Raw genomic sequence first — 19,383 nt, forward strand, 5'->3', positions numbered from 1 at the left:
GTCGCTAGACGAAGTCCAAAGCCTCGACCGTCGCGACGGGGCCCTCATGGGTGGGCCGGTTTGCACCGCCAATGCAGTACACGGTGTTGCCCAGCGCCGCGACCGCCTCAGCGTGACGCGGCGTCGGCAGCGGGGGCAGCGTGGACCACTTCGCATTGGCGATGTCGTACATTTCCGCCACTCCCAACACCTGGGTTGGTTCCTCACCACCGACCGCCACGATTCGGCCATCGATGAACGCGGCGCCGTAACTTCCACGCGGAGTTGGCATGTCGACCAACTTGGTCCAGGTCCCTGCTTGGGGATCGAACCGTTCGAACGCCGCGGAGTTCTTGTCGGCGGACAAGAACCTCCCGCCGACCGCGTACATGTAGGTGCCGTCGGACGCCGCGGCCAAGTGCTCGCGCGGGGTGGGCATGTTGGCCGCGTCGCGCCACGAGCTGCCGTCGAAGACCTCGGTCTGGCCGACGAGCTGCTTGGCGTTCTGTCCGCCGGCGACGACGAGCTTGTCACCGACCACCGCGGCCGCCGGTGCCGCCCGCGCGTGGCTGAGGCCGGCCAGCTCCACCCAATTGCCGCCGCGCAACGCGAACACCTTGGTGGACGCCTGCGTGAGGTCGCCGCTGGCGCCGCCGAGGACCACCACCTCGTTGCGATACGTGGCCGCGGCGGCGTGGTGGAGCGGGACGGGCAGCGGGGGTTGGGCTTGCCAGGCGCCGGTGCGCGGGTCGTAACTCTCGACCGTCTGGAGTGCGACTCCGTCGCGCAGTCCGCCCATGATCCAGATCTTGTCGCCCAGCACGGTCCACGCCGTCATCAGCCGGGGTGTCGGCGCGTCCGGTAGCGAACGCCACTGCGCTTCCGGCTGGGCCAGGCGTGGCGGCAGTTGCAACGCCTCGGCCGTCGCGGTCACCTGGTCGTCACCGACGGCCGTCGACCCCCCGACGGCGTAGATGGACTTCCCCACCGCATCGACCGCCATGCCGTGGCGCGCAGTCCCCATGTCCGGCAAGCCATCCCACGTCTTCGTCGACAGATCGAACACCGCCACGCTCTTGAGGACTTGCCCCGCCGACTGACCCCCGGCGGCGACCAGGCGCCGGTCCGCGATCGCCACGCCAAGGTCACTGCGAGGGTGGGGAAGGTCGGGCAATTTCATCCAGGTTTTCGCGGCCGGGTCGTACGCCTCGACCGCTACCAGGTCGGCGTTCCCGTTGGTCCCGCCGACCGTGTACACCAGTTTCCCGTCCGAGGCCGCAGCCAGCATCTGTCGCGGGGTCGGGATGGGGGTGCCGAGGGTCCAGGCGTTGCCGTCGAAGATCTCGGTGGAGTTCAGCAGCGCTCCGTTGGCGTCGACGCCGCCGGTGACGATGATGCGGTCGCCCACCACGGCCGCCGCCGCTGCCGCGCGGGGCTGCAACAGGTGGGGCAGCTCCACCCAGTGGCTGTTGACCACGCGCCAAACCTGGTCGCTGGCAACCTTTTGCGCGCCCGCGGCGCGCCAGCCGCCGAGCACGATCGGGTTTCCCTGCCACGTCACGGCCATGGCCTGTTGAACCGGGACCGGGAGATCGTCGCCGCTCTTCCAGCTGTCGATGACGGGGTCATACCCCTCGTGGTTTGCGACGACGGCGTGGTTGCTGCCGATTCCGCCGAATATCCAGATCGTGCCATCGGCCTGGGTGGTTGCCGCCGCGTCGCGTGCGATGCGCGCGTTCGTGATCGGCTGCCACTTCACCGACGCCTGGCTCGGCTGGCTCGCGGCGGCCTGGGGGTGCCGCTTGCCGTGCGTCAGCAGCACGTAGACGCCGCTGCCCAGCACCAACACGGCCACCACGATCGCGACGGCGATCAGCGCCGCGGTGGCGCGGCTTCGCTTCGCTTTCGACGGTTTCGGCCACGCCACCGCGCCGGTCGCCAATCCGCGCGGCGTATCCGGAACACGGTCGGCAGAACTCGTCGGCGCGATCGCGTCGGTGACACTTGTCTGTTCGGGGATCACCTGGGTGGGCTCGGACGTGTTTGAGCCGCGCGAGATGGCGGCTGCGCGGCCCGGCTGTTGGCGACCGGGCGGCCGTGACGGCGGATGCGGTGGCGTCGAGGCGGGGCGATCTCCCAGCGCATTCATCAGCGAGGTGGCGCTTTCCGGGCCGGCGATCCGTGGGCCCGGTTTGGCGATCCTCGGCGGTCTCGGCACCGGCCGCGCGATGCGCCCCGAACCCGCACCCGCGGCGGTAATCGCCATGGAATCGGGCTTTAATCCGTTGCGGCGCAGGCTCTCCTGCAATTCGCGGCCGAACTCCGCCGCTGACGCCGGCCGTTCGGCGGGATCGAACCGCATCGCTTTTTCGATCGCCGAACAGACCGCGTCGGGGATCCCATTGGGGCGCAGGTCCGGGACCCGCGTGCTTTTGATCCGGGTGTACTGCGCGAGGAGGTCTTCGCCGCTGCGGCGCTCGTATGCGGCGTTGCCGGCGATGAGCGCATAGAGTGTGGCACCGAGCGAATAAACATCCGTCTCGACCGTCGCCGGATCGCCGGTCATGACCTCGGGCGCGAGGAAATCGACTGTGCCGGAAAACAACCCGGACGCCGTTTCATAGCCTCCAGCGACGTGCGCCGTCCCGAAATCGGTGAGCTGCGGTTCGCCGTAATCGTTGACGAGAACGTTCGCGGGCTTGATATCGCGGTGCAAAGTTCCTGTCAGGTGAGCGGTTTCGAGCGCCCCGCACAATTTCACACCGATCCGCATCGCTTCGGGCCAGGCGATCGGCCCCTCTCGCTGCACCCGCAGGCCCAGGGAACCGGCGGCGCAGTACGACATCACGATGTAAGGCCGGCCGCCCGCGGTGACGCCGACGCGCAGAATGTTGACGATGTTCGGATGGCCCGACAGGCCGCCCATGGCGTAGCCCTCGCGGAGAAATCGTTCGCGACTCTCGTCGTCGCCGAAGGTCGGCAACACCTTGATGGCGACGTTGCGACCCAGCGCAGTCTCGCGACAGCGATACACCACTCCGGCGGCGCCTCGAGCGATCTGGCGCGCGTTGTCGAATCCGGCGGCAGCCAACTCCGCGACGATGTCGCTCGGTCCCGGCGCCCGGGGGCGAGCCTTGGGTCTTTCAGCCATTTCGTGGCCTCAACTTCCCAGGCAACTGATGATCGAGTTAAGGGTAGCGAACATGAGCGCACCGGCTGAACGGTTCCGGTGAGGATCGTCGCAAAGCTCAGCCGGGGAGCAGCGCGCGATCGGCCAGCGCGCCCATCACCGGCGCCAGTTCCCGGGCGTATTCGAACGTCAGATGATTGGCGTCGTGGAACACCACGGTGTTGCCGACGATGACCGGGCATCGGTCCAAGGTGCAGAACAGCTCGGTGAGGTCGGCGTACTGTCCGCCGCCCGCTTTGGTGGCCGCCGCCTCGGCGGCGATGCCCGGATCGTTCACCGCCGTCGATCTCGGCGGCGCGCAGGCCGTCGCGTCATCGAGGTGACCGGACAGGCAGGTCGGCACCAATGCGTGCGGATCCGGGGCCGGCCCGAGCACCAGCACCTTGGCACCGGTACCGCGCAGCTGCTGGACGAGTCGGGTCAGGCTGCCGAGCCAGGCCGAGTCGTATGACGTGACACCGGCCGGAAAGTCGTAACGGTCACCGTATTTGCGCCACAGGCTCAACACGACCAACTGTGGATGCTGGTTGCGCAGGCGGGCGACGACCAGATCGCGCCACTTGTCGCACTCGGTGAATTCCCGGCGCAGGAACGGGTTGATGATGGGCAGGTCCAGCATCGGGCAGCCGCCCTTGGTCAGGGCTTCCAGCCGCCAGTGCCGCCGCCCGGTGACCTGCTGGAATGCAGGGATCCACATCGCTGCGGTCGAGTCACCGACCAGGGCGACGCCGGTCTTCGACGCCCTGTCGCCGCTGATGCACTCGGGCTGATCGGCCTCCAAAAAATTGCGCAAGCAACCCTTGAAGTAGGCGATCGGGTTTTCGGCTGAAGCAGCGCCGATCGATGGGTCGAGATTCGACGGAACCGCCTTGAGGTCGGCGGACACCGCGACCATCGTCTGCACTTGCGCAAACGCGTACTGCACCGCCGCGTCGTACGCGTCGAGGCTGTCACCCGCCGGTGGTATCGGCCCGGTGACTTTCAGCGCCGCCGCCGGGGCACCGTGACCGACGGGGGCGGGGATCGCCACCAGCAACGCCGCGCCCACGCATACCGCCACCGCGGTCGCACCACCACCGAGCAACAGGCTGCGGAACGCGGACCGGCGCACGAAAGGGGCGAAGCGGAGCGGGTTTTCGATGAAGCGCAGGGTGAGCACGGCCAGGCCGCCGGATATCGCGACCGTCGCCAGCCTGCCCACCAGTCCCAGCGGATGGCCCAGCAACGGCGGCGCGAGCAACAACACGGGCCAGTGCCAGAGATACCACGAATACGAAATTCGGCCGATGGCTCCGATCGGCGACCACGCCAAAAGGTGCCCACACCCTCGAGTGGGGTGGAGGCAGCCAGCGCCGATCACGAGTGCGGTGCCGAGCACGGGCAGCAGGGCGGCCGTGCCCGGGTAGGGCGTGGTCACGCTCAAGACCGTGCAACCCAGCAGGATCAGTGCCAGGCCTGCCCATCCGGCGATCGCCGCAGGCAGCGCCGCGAGCCGGCGCCACTGGGTGGTCGTCAGGGCCACCAGGCCGCCCACGGCCAACTCCCACGCCCGGGTGGGCAGTGAAAAGAACGCGACGGAAGGCACGATCGGAGTGGCCAGCAGCGACGCGGCAAACGACAGGACCGCGACCAGCGCAAGGGCCAGGACATAAGGACGCTCGGACGACACGCCCGTGGCGCGCCGACGCCGCCGCCGGATGGCCCAGGCCGTACCGATGATGACGGCCGGCCACACCAGGTAGAACTGCTCCTCTACGCCCAGTGACCAGTAGTGCTGGAACGGCGACGGCGGCGTGTAGGCAAGTTGGTAGTCGATCCCGTGGAAGACGAACCAGTAGTTGCCGATGTACAGCGCGCTGGCGATGCCGTCACCGATGACGCCCTCGGCTTGCAACGGGGGTAACAGGATCGCCGAGGCGATCGCGGTGACAACGCCCACCGCAGCCGATGCCGGCAGCAGCCGGCGGGCTCGCGCCCCGTAGAAGCGGCCCAGCCGGACGGTGCCCGCAGTGCTTACCTCGCGGTAAAGCATTCCGGTGATGAGGAATCCCGAGATGACGAAGAACACGTCCACGCCGGTGAACCCACCGCCCACACCGGGCACGCCGGCATGAAAGAGCACGACGGCCAACACCGCGACGGCACGCAGGCCTTCGAGGTCTTGGCGAAATGCCGGCTTCGGCGGACGTAGGCCCCGCGCTTGCGTGACGGGGCTGACGCTCTCAACGTCTGCCATCGTCACCAACTGGGTGAAGGGCAACTCTCGAGAATGGTAGATACATGCGAAATCGCGACGGGGGCAGCTATGTCAATATTTGCGCCAATTACCGTCTGACCCCCCTTGACCCCAACCGCCCCTTCAGTCCGAGGTGACTATAGCTATCTCCGAGGCCATGTGCGGATATACGTCCGAATTGCCTCCCGCTTCGAGGAACCCCCTGGTAAATACCGGCGCCGCCGAGCGAGACTGACAGCTATGAGTTTCGTGGAGGAAAAGGTGCTTCCGCAGCTGCTGCGAGTGCACGACGCGGTGTATCAAAAGACGAACGGCTGGATCGGTCACCGCGCGCTGTGGATACCGAGCCTGCTACTGCATACCGTCGGCGCGAAGACCGGTAAACGACGCACGACGTCGCTGACCTATGCCCGCGACGGTGACAAATATCTGGTCGTCGCCTCCAAGGGCGGCGCGCCCGAAGCCCCCGGCTGGTACCACAACCTGAAAGCCAACCCCGACGTCGAGATCAACGTCGGCCCAAGGCGTTTCGCTGTCACCGCGCGACCGGTGCTGCCCGAGGACCCCGACTACCCGCGGCTATGGCAGATCGTCAACAAGAACAACCAAAACCGCTACGTGGAGTATCAGAAGCGAACGTCACGACCCATCCCGGTGGTCGTCCTGAGTCCGAAAGGCTAGAACGATTCACCCTCTGACCTCGCCCGAGCAGGTTTGAAACCGGCGAGTCTGGATACCTCCCGGGATGTCGAGCAAGCGGCTAGCGCTTCTTGACCGCAGGGACCTAGGGAAGGGGTTTTGCCATGATGCTCTCCAAGGTTGCCATGAAGACGACGGCGGCCGCCGCCGGCATCGCGACGGCGGGGATTCTGATGGCGTCGCCGGCGCTGGCGGATCCGCAAGTCGTAGCGTTTGGCCAATCCGCAGAGATTCCGAGTGCAAACGGCGCAGAAGCCATCAATTACACCGTGAACAACTTGCAGCCCAGCGGCCACAACGACGGCATCTGGTACTCCGACGTCACGGCCACAGGTGTGCGCGGTAACGCGACTCCGGTCATTGCCGACTTCAACGCACGTGCCGTCAACAGCTCGACCTACGCGGTCATGAAAGGGCATGAAGTAGACGGCCTCCCGAACCAGCCGATCGCGCCGGGCGCCCAGGCGACCGGGCGTCTCTACTTCGACGTTCGAGGCGGCACGGCGCCGGACAGCGTCGTCTACCGGGACGCCGCCGGCGTCGACAAGGTCGTCTGGAAGAGCTAACGGCGCAGACGGGCTGTTGACCGCTCGTCAGCCATTCGGCTGCGGCGCCGAGGCACGGTGTCCCTGATGGTCGCCGTCTACCGCGCGCCGATGCGATCCCGCAACGATGCCGTCGAGCACCAGGCCACGATCGATCGGGCTCGACGGCTCGCGCTGTGCGGCTTCGGGCAATACGTGGATCGCTCGGGCGAACAGGAGCGGCTTGTCCGTCGGGTCGGCCGATTCGCCGAGGTTGACGAGGGCTCGTTTGTGTGGACCCGCGACACCGACGGGTGGTTCTGGTTGGGCCGTATCTCGGGTTCTTACTTCTACGACGCCGACGAAACCGCTGCAGCGGTCGACCTAGTGCACACAAGACCCTGCGAGTGGGCGCCCATGCCAGTGCTGGAGCAGGATGTCCCGACCGCGGTCGTCGCCACATTCCGTCGGGGTGGACGGAACTTCCAGGAAATCCACCATCGGTCGATAAGTGAAGAGACACAGAGGATTTGGGATGCGCGGACAACTCAGCCCGATGACCGTGATCGAAAAAGAACTGGACAGACATTGTGAGCTCTGGCCAGTTCGCTTTCAGTGGAGCTGCCGGGAATCGAACCCGGGTCCTACGGCATTCCCTCAAGACTTCTCCGTGCGCAGTTCGCTATGCCTCTACTCGGATCTCCCGGTCACGCGAACAAGCCGAGATGACGATCCCAGTCGCTGTTGGTGTCCCGATAAGTCCCGCGACCGGACTCATCGGTGGATCCCTCTAGCTGACGCCAGGCTCCGGGTCGAGGGCGTTCCCGGTCTGACGGACTAGCTGTCGCTTAGGCAGCGAGAGCGTAGTCGCGCTGATGTGAATCGGCGCTTATCTGTTTGCAACGACGCTTACGGTGGTCGGTTGCCTGCACCGGCACGCTTCCCTTGATTCGATGCGCGAAGTCGAAACCTTTCAGCCCCTCGCACCCCACCGACTTTCGGCAGGAATATCAATGGTACCTGGCTATCAACCAGCAGCAACGAGATTATCTTCCCCGGCCGGGCTGCGAGCGTCGACTCGTTGCGCGAAAAACCCCCAGATCAACGCATCAACCCGACGTTCGTCGCGAAAGGCGACGAAAAGCGATCAGATCACAAAGTTGAGGTGCTCGACGATCTGGCCGGCCACGTCTTTGTCGCCACCGAGTTCGACGTCCTGGGCGCGCGCGGGGCACATCGGCCGGCCGCCGGCGAGCCTGGTGAACTGCAGCCCGTCCAGCCGGATCGTCGCCGTCGGCTCTTGTCCCGCGAAGCTGTCGACGACGGCGGCCCGACCGTCGACCCTGACCCGGATGGTGCGGGCCAGCGGGCCGGTGAGCTCGAATTGGACGCGCGAACCCTCGGGGGCCTTGGCCAGCCTGCCCACGACGTAGCCCATCGTGGCGGCGATCTCGTCGACGGCAAGCGAGGCCGCCGGGCCGGCGAGCTCGTCGTCGGAGGGCGGCCGCTCCAATGCGACGCGGATGTCTTGCTCGTGCATCCAGCAATCGAACACCCGGATCCGCATGAACCGGCCGTAGGTGTCCGGGCCCGTGGGAGTGGCCGTCACCGCGTTCCACTCCTCGTCGGACAGGGCCGTCAGGGCCGCGCGCCGGTCGTCGGTGATCGCCCGGAAGCTTTCCAGCACATCGGCATCCGCGTGGGCGCCCAGATGGCGAACCCAACACTCGTTCATCGCTCCGATGTCGTTTCGCACGTGCTCCAGCGCGGAGACGTCGATGTCGGGCTGGGGCGCGGCGATGCCGGCGAGGAAGGACTCGGTGCCGATCATGTGCGACACCAAGGCCTTGACGTCCCAGCCCGGCAGCGGACTCGCGGCCCGCCATTGCGCCTCGGACAGGCCCGCCAACAGCGCGTCGAGGTCGTCCCAAACGGCGAACAGACCGGTGAGGACGGTGGACTTGTCGAGTTTGGTGACGGGGCGATCGGCCATGGTCAGGATCGTAGGCCGGTCAGGCTGACGCGATCATCGCCACGGACCCCATGGCGAGCACCATGCCGATCCCCTGCCAGCGGGTCACCCGCTCCCGCAGCACGACCATCGCCAGAACGACCGTCGCCGCCGGATACAGCGAGATCAGGATGCTGGCCAGCGACAGCAGCCAGGTGTGCAGAGCCGCCAGCATGGTGATGTTGGCGAAGATGTCCAGGACGGCAACGGCGACCGCCAACCGCAACGGCTTGCCGCGCGGCATCTTCAGGTTCTGGCTGGTTGCGGCCATCGCGAAGATCACCAGGCTGGCCGCCACCCGGGCGAAGACCAGCGGCCAGAGCTTGCAGACGTGGGGCGCCTGGTGCAGAAACACCAGGTTCAGTCCCATCGCCGAGCCCGCAACGACCGTGAGCCAGGCCACTTTTGGGGTGAACCGATACGGGGTCCCCTCGACGGGGGCCTCGCGGCTGACCAGCATCACCGCCCCCAGGGCCAGCACGACACCCACCAGGGCCGCCTGCCCCGGCCGCTCCCCCAGAGCCATACCCACCGCGACGGGTACCGCGGCGTTCAGCACGGCCGCCAGCGGTGAGACGACGGAGATCGGTCCCGAACCCAGCGCCGCGAAGAACGCCCACATGCCGAAGGCCATGCCGATTCCGTAGAGGGTCCCCCACAGAACGGCCCCGACATGAATAGGGCCACCGACGAAGATGGCCATCACACCGAGGAGAACTGTCTCGATCGGATAGGCGACCAGCATGACGCGCAGCGCGGCCACCCGCCGAGCTGCGACACCGCCCACAAAATCGCTGACACCGTACGTAACGGCTGACAGCTGGGCGTACGCGGCCCCGATCAGGTCATGCCCTTTGCTCGGCGCCCCAGTTCACGGACCACTTCGCGCTGTGCGTCGCGCTGGGCCATGTCCTGGCGTTTGTCGTAAGCCCTTTTGCCGCGCGCAAGAGCCAGTTCGACCTTGACCTTGCCCTCGGAGAAATACAGAGACAGCGGCATCAAGGCGAGGTTACCATCTCGAATCTTGCCGACCAGCCTGTCGATTTGTTGCCGATGTAACAACAACTTTCGGTTGCGCCGGGGGTCATGATTGGTCCAGCTACCGTGCTGGTACTCCGCAATGTACAAGTTGCGCAACCACACTTCGCCGTCGTCGATCGTTGCGAAGGCGTCAGCTAACGAAGCTTGGCCTTCGCGCAGGCTTTTGACCTCGGTGCCTTGCAGCGCGACCCCGGCCTCGAACGATTCGATGATCGAATAGTTATGCCGCGCTTTGCGATTGGTGGCCACAACTTGTTTGCTGCCACCTTTGCCGCCCGCCGCCTTGGCCCGGCCGGATCCCTTGGCCACAGCTACCGCCGGATATAGAGGCGCAAGGTCGCGTACGCCGTCAGGGCCGCCATCGACACGCCGAGCAGAAACAGCCACGGCGAGATATAGAGGATGTCGGCGTAGTCGACCTTGGCGATCAGGTGAGCTTGGTAGAACTGGCTCAGCGCATTGTCCAGGAACAAGGCCCGCACCAACATCAGGCCGATGACCGCGATCGCGACACCGATGGACGCGGCCAGCATCGCCTCCACCAGGAAGGGCAGCTGGGTGTACCACCGGCTGGCGCCCACCAGCCGCATGATCCCGATCTCCGTGCGTCGCGTGTAGGCCGCGACCTGCACCATGTTGGCAATCAACAGGATCGCCCCGACCGCCTGCACCAGCGCGACGGCGAACGCGGCATCCCGCAACCCGTCCAGCACCGCGAACAGCCGGTCGATCAGGTCCTTCTCGTTGAGGATGCTGCGCACCCCCGGCTGCCCCTGCATTGCTGCGTCGAATTCCGCGTGCTGTTCGGGATTGTTGAGTTTGACGATGAACGACGCGGGGAACGAGTCCTTGCCCGCGACGTCCTTGAACTCCGGGAACTTCTTGATGGCGTCGTTGTAGGCGTCCTGCCGGTTGACGAACCGCACCGACTTGACGTCCTGTCGCGCATCGACCTTCTCGCGCAGCGCCTTACACGGAGCTGAGGCGCACGTCGCGTCGTTGGCGGAGATGTCGTCGGTGAGGAAGACCTGCGTCTCGACGCGGTCGAGATAGATCTCCCGGGAGTTGTCGGCCAGCCGTACCACCAGCAGGCCGCCGCCGAACAGCCCGATCGAGATGGCGGTCGTCAGGATCATCGCGGCCGTCATCGTGACGTTGCGGCGAAGGCCGGTCAGGACCTCGTTGAGCAGGAAGCCGAAGCGCACTTAGCGGTCCATCCCGTAGATGCCACGCTGCTCGTCGCGCACCAGCCTGCCCAACGACAGCTCGACGACGCGCTGGCGCATCGAGTCGACGATGTGATGGTCGTGCGTCGCCATCAACACCGTCGTCCCGGTGCGGTTGATCCGCTCCAACAAATCCATGATGTCCTTACTGGTATCTGGGTCGAGGTTGCCCGTCGGCTCGTCCGCCAGCAGCACCAGCGGCCGGTTGACGTAGGCCCGCGCGATCGCCACGCGTTGCTGCTCGCCGCCGGACAGCTCGTGGGGCAGCCGGTTTGCCTTCCCCGACAGGCCGACGGTTTCCAGCACGTCGGGCACCACGCGGTTGATCGCGTCGCTGCGTTTGCCGATCACTTCCAGCGCGAAGGCGACGTTCTCGTACACGGTCTTCTGCTGCAGCAGGCGAAAGTCCTGAAAGACCGTTCCGATCACCTGGCGCAGCTTCGGTACGTGACGACCGCGCAGCTTGTTGACGTGGAACTTCGACACCCGGATGTCGCCGGAGGTCGGGTTCTCCTCGCCGAGCAGCAGCCGCATGAACGTCGACTTGCCCGACCCCGACGGGCCGATCAGGAAGACGAATTCACCCTTGTCGATCTTGACGTTGACGTCCTCCAATGCGGGACGGGCCGCGCTTTTGTACTTCTTGCTGACGTGGTCCAGGGTGATCATCACGGCACGCCAGTGTAGCGGTGATTTTCGCTGGCAGGCGAAGTCAACGGGCCGGGGGCGACGTCGTGGGGGTCGGACCGGGGCCCGGCTGCGGTTGCTCGGGCGTCGGCGTGGGCGGGCTCGTGCTCGGCGGGCAGAACGGCGCCGGGAGTATGCACGGCAGCTGCGGCATCTGGAACGGCGGCGTGGTGGTGGTGGTGGTCGTGGTCACCGGGGATGGCGGCGGTGGAGGCGGCGTGGTCGTCGGGGTCGGCGTATAGGTGACGGTGGCCGGCGGCTGCTGCACGCGGCTGCGCGGCACCCACGTGTAGTTGGGATCGGGCACGAACCCCGGCGGCACCACTTGTTGGGCCGGGGGCTTGGGCGCCGGTGCCGGGCGGTAGGTGTCGTAGGTCCACCACACCAGGAAAAAGGCGAGGATCAGCACGAGGGTCGACGTGCGCATCCGCCCGCCGAAGACGTAATTAGGCCAGCGATGTTCGGCATCCGTGTCGTCGCCGCGCTTCTCGAGGATGTTCAGCGTGAATTTCACCGCTTTTGCCCCGCACCTTGGACGTCATCGTCGGTTTGCCGTTCGGTGGCCGGGACGGACGCGTCGTCGACCAGCTCGACCCGCGCGTCCGCCGCCGTCACGATCCCGACGCGGGCCAGCGCGCGGATGACCAGGACACGCAGCTGCCGGCCGACCTCGAACTGCTTGCCGGGCAGGGTGCGGGCCACCATGCGCAAGGTGACGGTGTCCACTTCGATGCTCTCCACCCCCATCACGGTGGGCGCGTCCAGCAGCAATGCCCCCAGCACGGGGTTGTCCATCGCGCGGTCGCATTCCTGGTGCAGGACCTCGTTGACCCGGTTCAGGTCGGCGCTGGTCGACACGGGGATGTCCACCACCGCGCGCGCCCAATCCTTGGACAGGTTGACCACCTTGACGATCTGCCCGTTCGGGATGGTCAGCACCTCGCCATCCGGCGAGCGCAGCCGGGTCACCCGCAACGTCACGTTCTCGACGGTGCCGCTGGCTTCCGTGGCGGCAACGACGGTGAGGGTGACCAGATCCCCGAAGCCGTACTGCCGCTCCACCAGGATGAAAAAGCCGGACAGCAGGTCTCTCACCAACTGCTGGGCGCCGAAACCCAGGGCGGCGCCGACCACGGTGGCCGGGGCGACCAGTCCCCCCACCGAGAACTGCAGCACGTCGGCGATCTGCAGCATGACCCAGATGCCGATGATGACGACCGATACCCAGGAGATCACCGAGGCCACGGCCTGGCGGTGCTTGGAGGCTTCCGAGCGCACCAGCGCGTCGCTTTCGGCGAAACCGAGGTTGAGCTGCCGGGTCACCTGCTGTGCCACCCAGTTGACGAACCTCGCAGCCAGCACCGCCGCGATCAGCACCATGGCGATCCGCAGACCCCTGGTGATGATCCACTCACCGATCTCGCCCCGCCAGAAGTCGTGCCAACGGTGCGTCATCGAGGCCGCAAGAATGCTTGTGTTATTCGTCATCTTTTCGGTTGCGCCAACGGATTCCCGCTTCCAGGAATCCGTCGATGTCTCCATCCAGGACGGCCGCCGGATTGCCGACCTCGTATTCGGTCCGCAGGTCCTTGACCATCTGATAGGGGTGCAGCACGTAGGAGCGCATCTGGTTACCCCACGAACTGCCGCCTTCGCCTTTTAACGCGTCCAGCTCCGCGCGTTCTTCGGATCGCTTGCGCTCCAACAACTTTGCCTGAAGCACTCGCATCGCCGAGATCTTGTTCTGCAATTGCGATTTTTCGTTCTGGCAAGTGACGACGATACCCGTTGGGACGTGGGTTAAACGTACCGCGGAGTCGGTGGTGTTCACGGATTGGCCGCCCGGGCCGCTCGAACGGTAAACGTCAACGCGCACATCGCCTTCCGGAATGTCGATGTGATCGGTGGTCTCCACCACAGGCAGCACCTCGACTTCGGCGAACGAGGTCTGACGCCGGCTCTGGTTGTCGAACGGGCTGATTCGCACCAGCCGATGGGTGCCCTGCTCCACCGACAGCGTGCCGTAGGCGAACGGGGCGTGCACGGCGAACGTCGCGCTCTTGATGCCGGCCTCTTCGGCGTAGGAGGTGTCGAACAGCTCGACGGGATACTTGTGCTGCTCGGCCCACCGGATATACATCCGCATCAGCATCTCGGCCCAGTCGGCGGCGTCCACCCCACCGGCGCCGGAACGGATCGTGACCAGCGCCTCGCGCTCGTCGTACTCGCCCGAGAGCAGGGTGCGCACCTCCGTGGCCTCGATCTCGGCCTGCAGCGCCTTCAGCTCGGCGTCCGCCTCGGCCAGCGCCTCTGCCGCGCCCTCGCCCTCCTCGGCCGCCAGCTCGTACAGCACCGGAAGGTCGTCCAGACGCCCCCGCAGCTCCTCGATCCGGCGCAGCTCGCCCTGGGCGTGGGACAACTCGCTGGTCACCCGCTGGGCGCGGGTCTGGTCGTCCCATAACTGAGGATCGGACGCCTCGTGTTCGAGCTTCTCGATGCGGGCGCGCAGACCGTCCACATCGAGCACCCGCTCCACCGTGGTCAGGGTGGAGTCGAGGGCGGCGATGTCGGCTTGACGGTCGGGTTCCACAGCCGACAACGTTACCGGGGGCCGCCAGCCTGCTCGGCCACCGGCGAGTGCTGAGGTCACGACCAGCGGTCATGCGTTTAGAGTCGAGGCACGATCATGTGCGCCCCGCGTTGCGCGCCGGCCTACTTTGGAAGCCCCCGGCGCTGACGTGGCCCGAATAGAAGGTCGAGAATGCGCCCGTACCACGTTGCAATCGTCGGCTCCGGACCGTCGGGGTTCTTCGCCGCGTCCTCCTTGCTGAAGGCGGCCGACGCGTCGCAGGACACCGATGTCGCCGTTGACATGCTGGAGATGCTCCCCACCCCGTGGGGGCTGGTGCGCTCTGGCGTCGCGCCCGATCATCCGAAGATCAAGTCGATCAGCAAGCAATTCGAGAAGACGGCCCAAGATCCGCGGTTCCGTTTCTTCGGCAACGTCTCGGTCGGCGAGCACGTGCAAGCCAGTGAGCTCGCCGAGCGTTACGACGCCGTCATCTATGCCGTCGGGGCCCAGTCCGACCGCGCGCTGAACATCCCCGGCGAGGAGTTGCCGGGCAGCATCGCCGCCGTCGATTTCGTGGGCTGGTACAACGCGCACCCCAACTTCGAGGAGGCCACGCCCGACCTGTCGGGCGCGCGCGCCGTGGTCGTCGGCAACGGCAACGTCGCCCTCGACGTCGCGCGCATCCTGGTCACCGATCCCGACGTGCTGGGCCAGACCGACATCGCCGACCACGCGCTGGAGTCGTTGCGGCCGTGCGGGGTCGACGAAGTGGTGGTCATCGGCCGGCGCGGGCCGCTGCAGACCGCCTTCACCACGCTCGAACTTCGCGAGCTGGGCGAGCTGGAGAACGTCGACGTGATCGTCGACCCGGCGCAGCTCGAGGGCGTGAGCGACGAGGACGCCGCCGCGGCCGGCAAGACGGCCAAGCAGAACATCAACGTGCTGCGTGATTACGCGAAGCGCTCCCCGCGCCCGGGGCATCGCCGGATCGTGTTGCGCTTCATGACCTCGCCGATCGAGATCAAGGGCGAGGGCCGGGTTGAGCGGATTGTGCTCGGCCGCAACGAGCTCGTCACCGACGCCAACGGGCGGGTCTCCGCGAACGACACCGGCGAGCGCGAGGAGCTGCCGGTGCAGCTGGTGGTGCGCTCGGTCGGTTACCGCGGCGTGCCCACGCCGGGGCTGCCGTTCGACGAGAAGACCGCGACGATCCCCAATAGCGGGGGCCGGGTCGACGGGAGCCGTAACGAATACGTGGTCGGGTGGATCAAGCGCGGGCCGACCGGCGTCATCGGCACCAACAAGAAGGACTCCCAGGACACGGTGGACACGCTGCTCGCCGACCTGGCCAGCGTCGCCCGCCCCGACGGTGGCGGCCTGGCGGATTTCCCGCACGACCACGCCGATCAGCTGGCCGAATGGCTGGCCTCGCGCCAGCCCAAACTGGTCACCTCGGCGCATTGGGAGCTCATCGACGCCCACGAGCGGGCGGCCGGCGAGCCGCACGGGCGCCCCCGCGTCAAGCTGCCGAGCTTGGCCAAGTTGCTTCGGGTCAGCCACGGCTAGATTGGGATCGTGCGGAGCGACGAACCGGTGAGCGTGCTTACTGAAGACGAGAGCTGGAATCGGTTGGGCAGCGTCACGCTGGGCCGGCTGGTCACCAATTTCGCCGGTGAGCCCGAGATCTTTCCGGTCAACTTCGTGGCCCAAGACCGCACCGTGCTGTTCCGGACCGCCGAGGGCACCAAACTGTTCTCGGCCGTGGCGAACCACGCGGTGGTTTTCGAGGTGGACGATCACACCCTCGTCGAGGGCTGGAGCGTCATCGTCCGCGGTCGCGCTCGGCTGCTGAAAACCAACGCGGACATTGCCAGGGCCGACCGCGCGCAATTACTGCCGTGGACGGCCATGCCCAAGCCGCACTATGTGCGGATCACCCCGACCGAAGTCACCGGTCGTCATTTCCGGTTCGGGCCGGAGCCGGACCCGCACGCGAGCTTCGCCTGAACGGTTCAGCGGGCCACGAGGGCGTCGGGCTCGCGCGCGTCCACGCCCACCAGCCGGCGGTGTATCGCCCACGCGATCCTGGCGGCCTGCACCTTCGCCCGCTCGGCCGCCGGGCCGCGATACATCTCGTCCACCGTGTGACACCAAAGGTCGAGCCAGCGCCGGAAGTGGTCGGCCGACAGCAGTGTGCGGTCGTGGATGTCGCGGTGGACGTTCAGCGCGCTGCCCCGGCACCGGCCTGCGCGAAACAGCACCGTCTCCCAGAAGTCGCACATCGTGGGGATGTGCCCGTCCAGCCCGGCCGCGCGCAGCTGCGCGAACGGCTCGGATAGGACATCGTCGACGAGCGCGCGTTCGTAGAAGCGTCGCAGCAGCACCTCGATGTCGGTCCGGTCGGCCAGGTCCATGCGTCCACTATCCGCCGCGGGCGCCGGTGGGCGGCAGGGCCGAAAGTCCCTTGTGTACGGGGCTTTCGCCTCTCCCGCCTGCGGTGTCGACGCACGAAGCTGGAGGTCATGATCGCGGGTGCTCACCGTGAGGCCGGAGAGGCAATCATGTATCCCTATTTCCCCGACGCCGTGACCATCCGGACGGCGCTGACGCTGGCCGGGCGGGCGCCCTCGATCCACAACACGCAGCCATGGCGGTGGCGGGTGGGCGGCGCCGACCTCGAGTTCTACTGCGAGCCCAACCGGCAGCTGGAGAACACCGACCCGGACGGCCGCGACCTGATGATCAGCTGCGGCGCCGCGTTGCATCACTGCGTCGTGGCCCTGGCCGCGCTGGGCTGGAAGGCCAAGGTGCATCGCCTCCCCGACCCCGACGACGCCGGCTACCTGGCCGCCGTCGAGGTGATGCCGCACTCCCCCGACCAGGTCGACATCGCGCTGGCCGCGGCCATCCCGCGGCGACGCACCGACCGGCGGGCCTACAGCTGGTGGCCGGTGGCGCCGGGCGACATCGCCCTGATGGCGGCCCGGGCCGCCCGCAGCGGGGTCATGCTACGCCAGGTCGATGCGGTGGACCGGATGAAAGACATTGTGGCGCAGTCAGTCTGGGCCCACATCACCAATCACGACTACCTGGTGGAGCTCACCAGGTGGAGCGGGCGCTACGGTTCGGTGGCAGGGGTGCCGGCCAGGAATACCCCGCCGTCGGACCGCAGCGCCCCGATCCCGGGCCGGCTGTTCGCCGAACCGATGCTGGCCCCCTCCGGCGCGTCGCCCGCCGAGGACGGCGCCGCGATCCTGGCGCTGGGCACCGAAGGCGACGACCGGTTGTCGCGGCTGCGCGCCGGGGAGGCGACGAGCATGGTCGCCCTGACCGCGACGGCGCTGGGGCTGGCGTGCTGCCCGATCACCGAGCCGCTGGAAGTCCGCGAGACGCGCGAGGCCGTGCGCGCCGACGTGTTCGACGGCGGCGGCTACCCGCAGATGCTGCTACGGGTGGGCTGGCCCCCGATCAACGCCGATCCGCTGCCGTCGACGCCGCGCCGGGACGTGTCCGAAATCGTCGAGTGGGCAGGGCTATTGGAGCAGCGGGGCTGACCAGCGCAGCACCGTCCCCCCCGTGTCCGGCGCGCCGTCGATGTCGAACCGGCCGCCGGCCTGTTCGGCCCGTCGCCGCAGATTCGTCAGGCCGCTGCCGGTGTACTGATCCGGCATCCCGCGCCCGTTGTCGGCCACCTCGATCGTCAGGTCGTCGTCGACCGCGACCCGGACCGTCACGGTGGTGGCCTGCGCGTGACGGATGGCGTTGCTGACGGCTTCGCGGACCACCGCCTCCGCATGGTCGGCCAGCGCGGCGCCTACCACCGACAGCGGCCCGACGAACTGTACGGTGGTGCGCAGTCCGGAGCCGGCGAACTGGCCCACCGCCTCGTCGATGCGCTGGCGCAGCCGGGTGATGCCTTGCGACGCGCCGTGCAGATCGAAGATGGTGGTGCGGATTTCACCGATGACGCCCTGCAGGTCGTCGATAGATTCGGAAAGCCGTTGCCGCACTTCGGGTTCGGCCGCCCTGGCCACGGTGCCCTGCAACGCCAGGCCGACGGCGAACAGGCGCTGGATCACGTGGTCGTGCAGGTCGCGGGCGATGCGGTCGCGGTCGGTGAGCACGTCGAGTTCGCGCATGCGGCGCTGCGAGGTGGCCAGCTGCCACGCCAGGGCGGCTTGATCGGCGAAGGCGGCCATCATCTCGAGCTGCTCGTCGCCGAAGGAGCCCGGGCTGCCGTGGCGGAGCACGACCACGACGCCGGCGACGGTGTCGGCGGCCCGCAGCGGCAGCAGCAGCGCGGGTCCCGCGTCGTCCACGCCGTCGAGTTCGAGGCGCTCGACGCGCCGCGGGACGCTCGTGGTGTACACCTCACCGAGCGGCGTGCCGGCCACCGGTATCGCGCTGCCGCCGACGGAAGCGACTGCGCTGCCGATGGTTTCGATGACCAGCAGCTCGGCCGCGGGCTCCTTCTCACCCGCCGGGATGGCCACCAGGGCCGCGTCAGCCGCGGTCAGCTTGAGCGCCTCCTCGGCGACCAGGCGGAACACCGTCGCGGGCTCGCTGCCCGACAGCAGCTCGGTGGCGATGTCACGCGTGGCCTCGATCCACGACTGGCGCTCCTTGGCCTGCTCGTAGAGCCGGGCGTTGGCGATCGCGATCCCCGCGGCCGCGGCCAGCGCCTGAACCAGCACCTCGTCGTCGACGCTGAACGGTTGGCCGTTGGTCTTCTCGGTCAGGTACAGCGTGCCAAAAGCGTTGTCGCGCACCCGAACCGGAACACCGAGAAACGTCCGCATGGGCGGATGGTTTTCGGGAAACCCGACCGAGGCCGGGTGCTGCGCGACGTCTTCCAGCCGCAGCGGCTTCGGCTCGTCGATGAGCAGTCCGATGACCCCCCGGCCTTCGGGCAGATGACCGATGCGCCGCACCGTTTCCTCGTCGACACCCTCGTAGACGAAGTGCACCACCCGGTTGTCGGCGCCGTGGACCTCCAGGGCGCCATAGCGGGCGTCGACGAGGCTGGTCGCCGACCGCACGATCGAGCGCAGGGTGGCGTTGAGCTCCAGCCCCGAGGTCACCACCAGCATCGCCTCGAGCAGGCCGTCGAGCCGGTCCCTGCCCTCGACGATCTGGGTCACCCGGTCCTGCACCTCGACCAGCAGTTCGCTCAGGCGCAGCTGGGACAGCGTGCGGCGCAACCGCATTCCCGCGTCGT

At 67.4% G+C, this 19,383-nt stretch carries 18 protein-coding genes and 1 other RNA gene; 6 read left to right on the top strand and 13 right to left on the bottom strand.

The window, feature by feature from the left end; translation table 11 throughout:
• Positions 1 to 4 precede the first annotated feature (4 nt).
• Together W7S_RS19145 and W7S_RS19150 are read right to left on the bottom strand one after the other, a co-directional pair.
• Positions 5 to 3,130 (bottom strand): kelch repeat-containing protein, encoded by a 3,126-nt coding sequence (locus W7S_RS19145; protein ID WP_014712147.1) that lies wholly within the window; start codon positions 3,128 to 3,130, stop codon positions 5 to 7.
• A gap of 97 nt (positions 3,131 to 3,227) precedes the next feature.
• Positions 3,228 to 5,429 (bottom strand): acyltransferase family protein, encoded by a 2,202-nt coding sequence (locus tag W7S_RS19150; protein ID WP_008259350.1) that lies wholly within the window; start codon positions 5,427 to 5,429, stop codon positions 3,228 to 3,230.
• Positions 5,430 to 5,645: 216 nt separating this feature from the next.
• Here W7S_RS19150 and W7S_RS19155 point away from each other — a divergent pair, with 216 nt between their 5' ends.
• The 3 genes from W7S_RS19155 (at position 5,646) to W7S_RS19165 (ending at position 7,222) form a co-directional block, all read left to right on the top strand.
• Positions 5,646 to 6,086, top strand: a complete 441-nt coding sequence (locus W7S_RS19155; protein WP_008259352.1) for a nitroreductase family deazaflavin-dependent oxidoreductase — start codon at positions 5,646 to 5,648, stop codon at positions 6,084 to 6,086.
• 122 nt (positions 6,087 to 6,208) lie between these two features.
• The gene (locus W7S_RS19160) at positions 6,209 to 6,670 is read left to right on the top strand and encodes a DUF1942 domain-containing protein (RefSeq protein WP_008259353.1); all 462 of its coding nucleotides are present in this window, start codon (positions 6,209 to 6,211) and stop codon (positions 6,668 to 6,670) included.
• A 66-nt stretch (positions 6,671 to 6,736) separates the two neighbouring features.
• Complete coding sequence (locus W7S_RS19165) at positions 6,737 to 7,222, top strand: hypothetical protein (RefSeq protein WP_008259355.1); 486 nt, start codon at positions 6,737 to 6,739, stop codon at positions 7,220 to 7,222.
• Positions 7,223 to 7,241: 19 nt separating this feature from the next.
• Here the strand turns inward: W7S_RS19165 and ssrA are convergent.
• The 9 genes from ssrA to prfB form a co-directional block, all read right to left on the bottom strand.
• Positions 7,242 to 7,609, bottom strand: a transfer-messenger RNA (tmRNA) gene (gene ssrA / locus W7S_RS26425).
• 166 nt (positions 7,610 to 7,775) lie between these two features.
• Entirely contained in the window at positions 7,776 to 8,621 is an 846-nt protein-coding gene (locus W7S_RS19170) for a maleylpyruvate isomerase family mycothiol-dependent enzyme (protein ID WP_008259357.1), read from the bottom strand.
• A 19-nt stretch (positions 8,622 to 8,640) separates the two neighbouring features.
• Complete coding sequence (locus W7S_RS19175; protein ID WP_072501403.1) at positions 8,641 to 9,483, bottom strand: DMT family transporter; 843 nt, start codon at positions 9,481 to 9,483, stop codon at positions 8,641 to 8,643.
• A complete protein-coding gene (gene smpB / locus W7S_RS19180; protein ID WP_009954261.1) occupies positions 9,480 to 9,989 on the bottom strand; it encodes an SsrA-binding protein SmpB in 510 nt (169 codons plus the stop codon). Before smpB ends, W7S_RS19175 begins: the two co-directional genes overlap by 4 nt.
• Positions 9,990 to 9,991: 2 nt before the next feature.
• Positions 9,992 to 10,885 (bottom strand): permease-like cell division protein FtsX, encoded by an 894-nt coding sequence (ftsX, locus tag W7S_RS19185; RefSeq protein WP_014712148.1) that lies wholly within the window; start codon positions 10,883 to 10,885, stop codon positions 9,992 to 9,994.
• Entirely contained in the window at positions 10,886 to 11,575 is a 690-nt protein-coding gene (gene ftsE / locus W7S_RS19190; protein ID WP_008259365.1) for a cell division ATP-binding protein FtsE, read from the bottom strand.
• 43 nt (positions 11,576 to 11,618) lie between these two features.
• A complete protein-coding gene (locus tag W7S_RS19195) occupies positions 11,619 to 12,107 on the bottom strand; it encodes a hypothetical protein (RefSeq protein ID WP_014712149.1) in 489 nt (162 codons plus the stop codon).
• Positions 12,104 to 13,081, bottom strand: a complete 978-nt coding sequence (locus tag W7S_RS19200) for a mechanosensitive ion channel family protein (RefSeq protein WP_050989392.1) — start codon at positions 13,079 to 13,081, stop codon at positions 12,104 to 12,106. Before W7S_RS19200 ends, W7S_RS19195 begins: the two co-directional genes overlap by 4 nt.
• Complete coding sequence (gene prfB, locus W7S_RS19205) at positions 13,071 to 14,183, bottom strand: peptide chain release factor 2 (RefSeq protein ID WP_008259372.1); 1,113 nt, start codon at positions 14,181 to 14,183, stop codon at positions 13,071 to 13,073. The genes W7S_RS19200 and prfB overlap by 11 nt, the downstream gene beginning before the upstream one ends.
• Positions 14,184 to 14,354: 171 nt before the next feature.
• Between prfB and W7S_RS19210 the strand changes: the two genes are divergently transcribed.
• The gene (locus tag W7S_RS19210) at positions 14,355 to 15,731 is read left to right on the top strand and encodes an FAD-dependent oxidoreductase (protein ID WP_014712151.1); all 1,377 of its coding nucleotides are present in this window, start codon (positions 14,355 to 14,357) and stop codon (positions 15,729 to 15,731) included.
• A gap of 9 nt (positions 15,732 to 15,740) precedes the next feature.
• Complete coding sequence (locus W7S_RS19215) at positions 15,741 to 16,172, top strand: pyridoxamine 5'-phosphate oxidase family protein (RefSeq protein ID WP_036429418.1); 432 nt, start codon at positions 15,741 to 15,743, stop codon at positions 16,170 to 16,172.
• Positions 16,173 to 16,177: 5 nt separating this feature from the next.
• Here W7S_RS19215 and W7S_RS19220 read toward each other — a convergent pair whose 3' ends face one another.
• Positions 16,178 to 16,579 carry a group III truncated hemoglobin gene (locus W7S_RS19220; protein ID WP_008259375.1) on the bottom strand — a complete coding sequence of 134 codons (402 nt, stop codon included), beginning with the start codon at positions 16,577 to 16,579 and terminating at the stop codon, positions 16,178 to 16,180.
• A gap of 147 nt (positions 16,580 to 16,726) precedes the next feature.
• On the opposite strand from W7S_RS19220, the gene W7S_RS19225 reads away from it, so the two are divergent.
• On the top strand, positions 16,727 to 17,719 hold the full coding sequence (locus W7S_RS19225; protein WP_014712152.1) for an NAD(P)H nitroreductase: 993 nt from the start codon (positions 16,727 to 16,729) through the stop codon (positions 17,717 to 17,719).
• Here W7S_RS19225 and W7S_RS19230 read toward each other — a convergent pair.
• Positions 17,699 to 19,372 (bottom strand): GAF domain-containing sensor histidine kinase, encoded by a 1,674-nt coding sequence (locus tag W7S_RS19230; RefSeq protein ID WP_081490168.1) that lies wholly within the window; start codon positions 19,370 to 19,372, stop codon positions 17,699 to 17,701. The genes W7S_RS19225 and W7S_RS19230 overlap by 21 nt on opposite strands.
• Positions 19,373 to 19,383 lie beyond the last annotated feature (11 nt).

Origin of the sequence: Mycobacterium sp. MOTT36Y, assembly GCF_000262165.1 — a bacterium.
Classification (GTDB): Bacteria; Actinomycetota; Actinomycetes; order Mycobacteriales; family Mycobacteriaceae; genus Mycobacterium; species Mycobacterium intracellulare.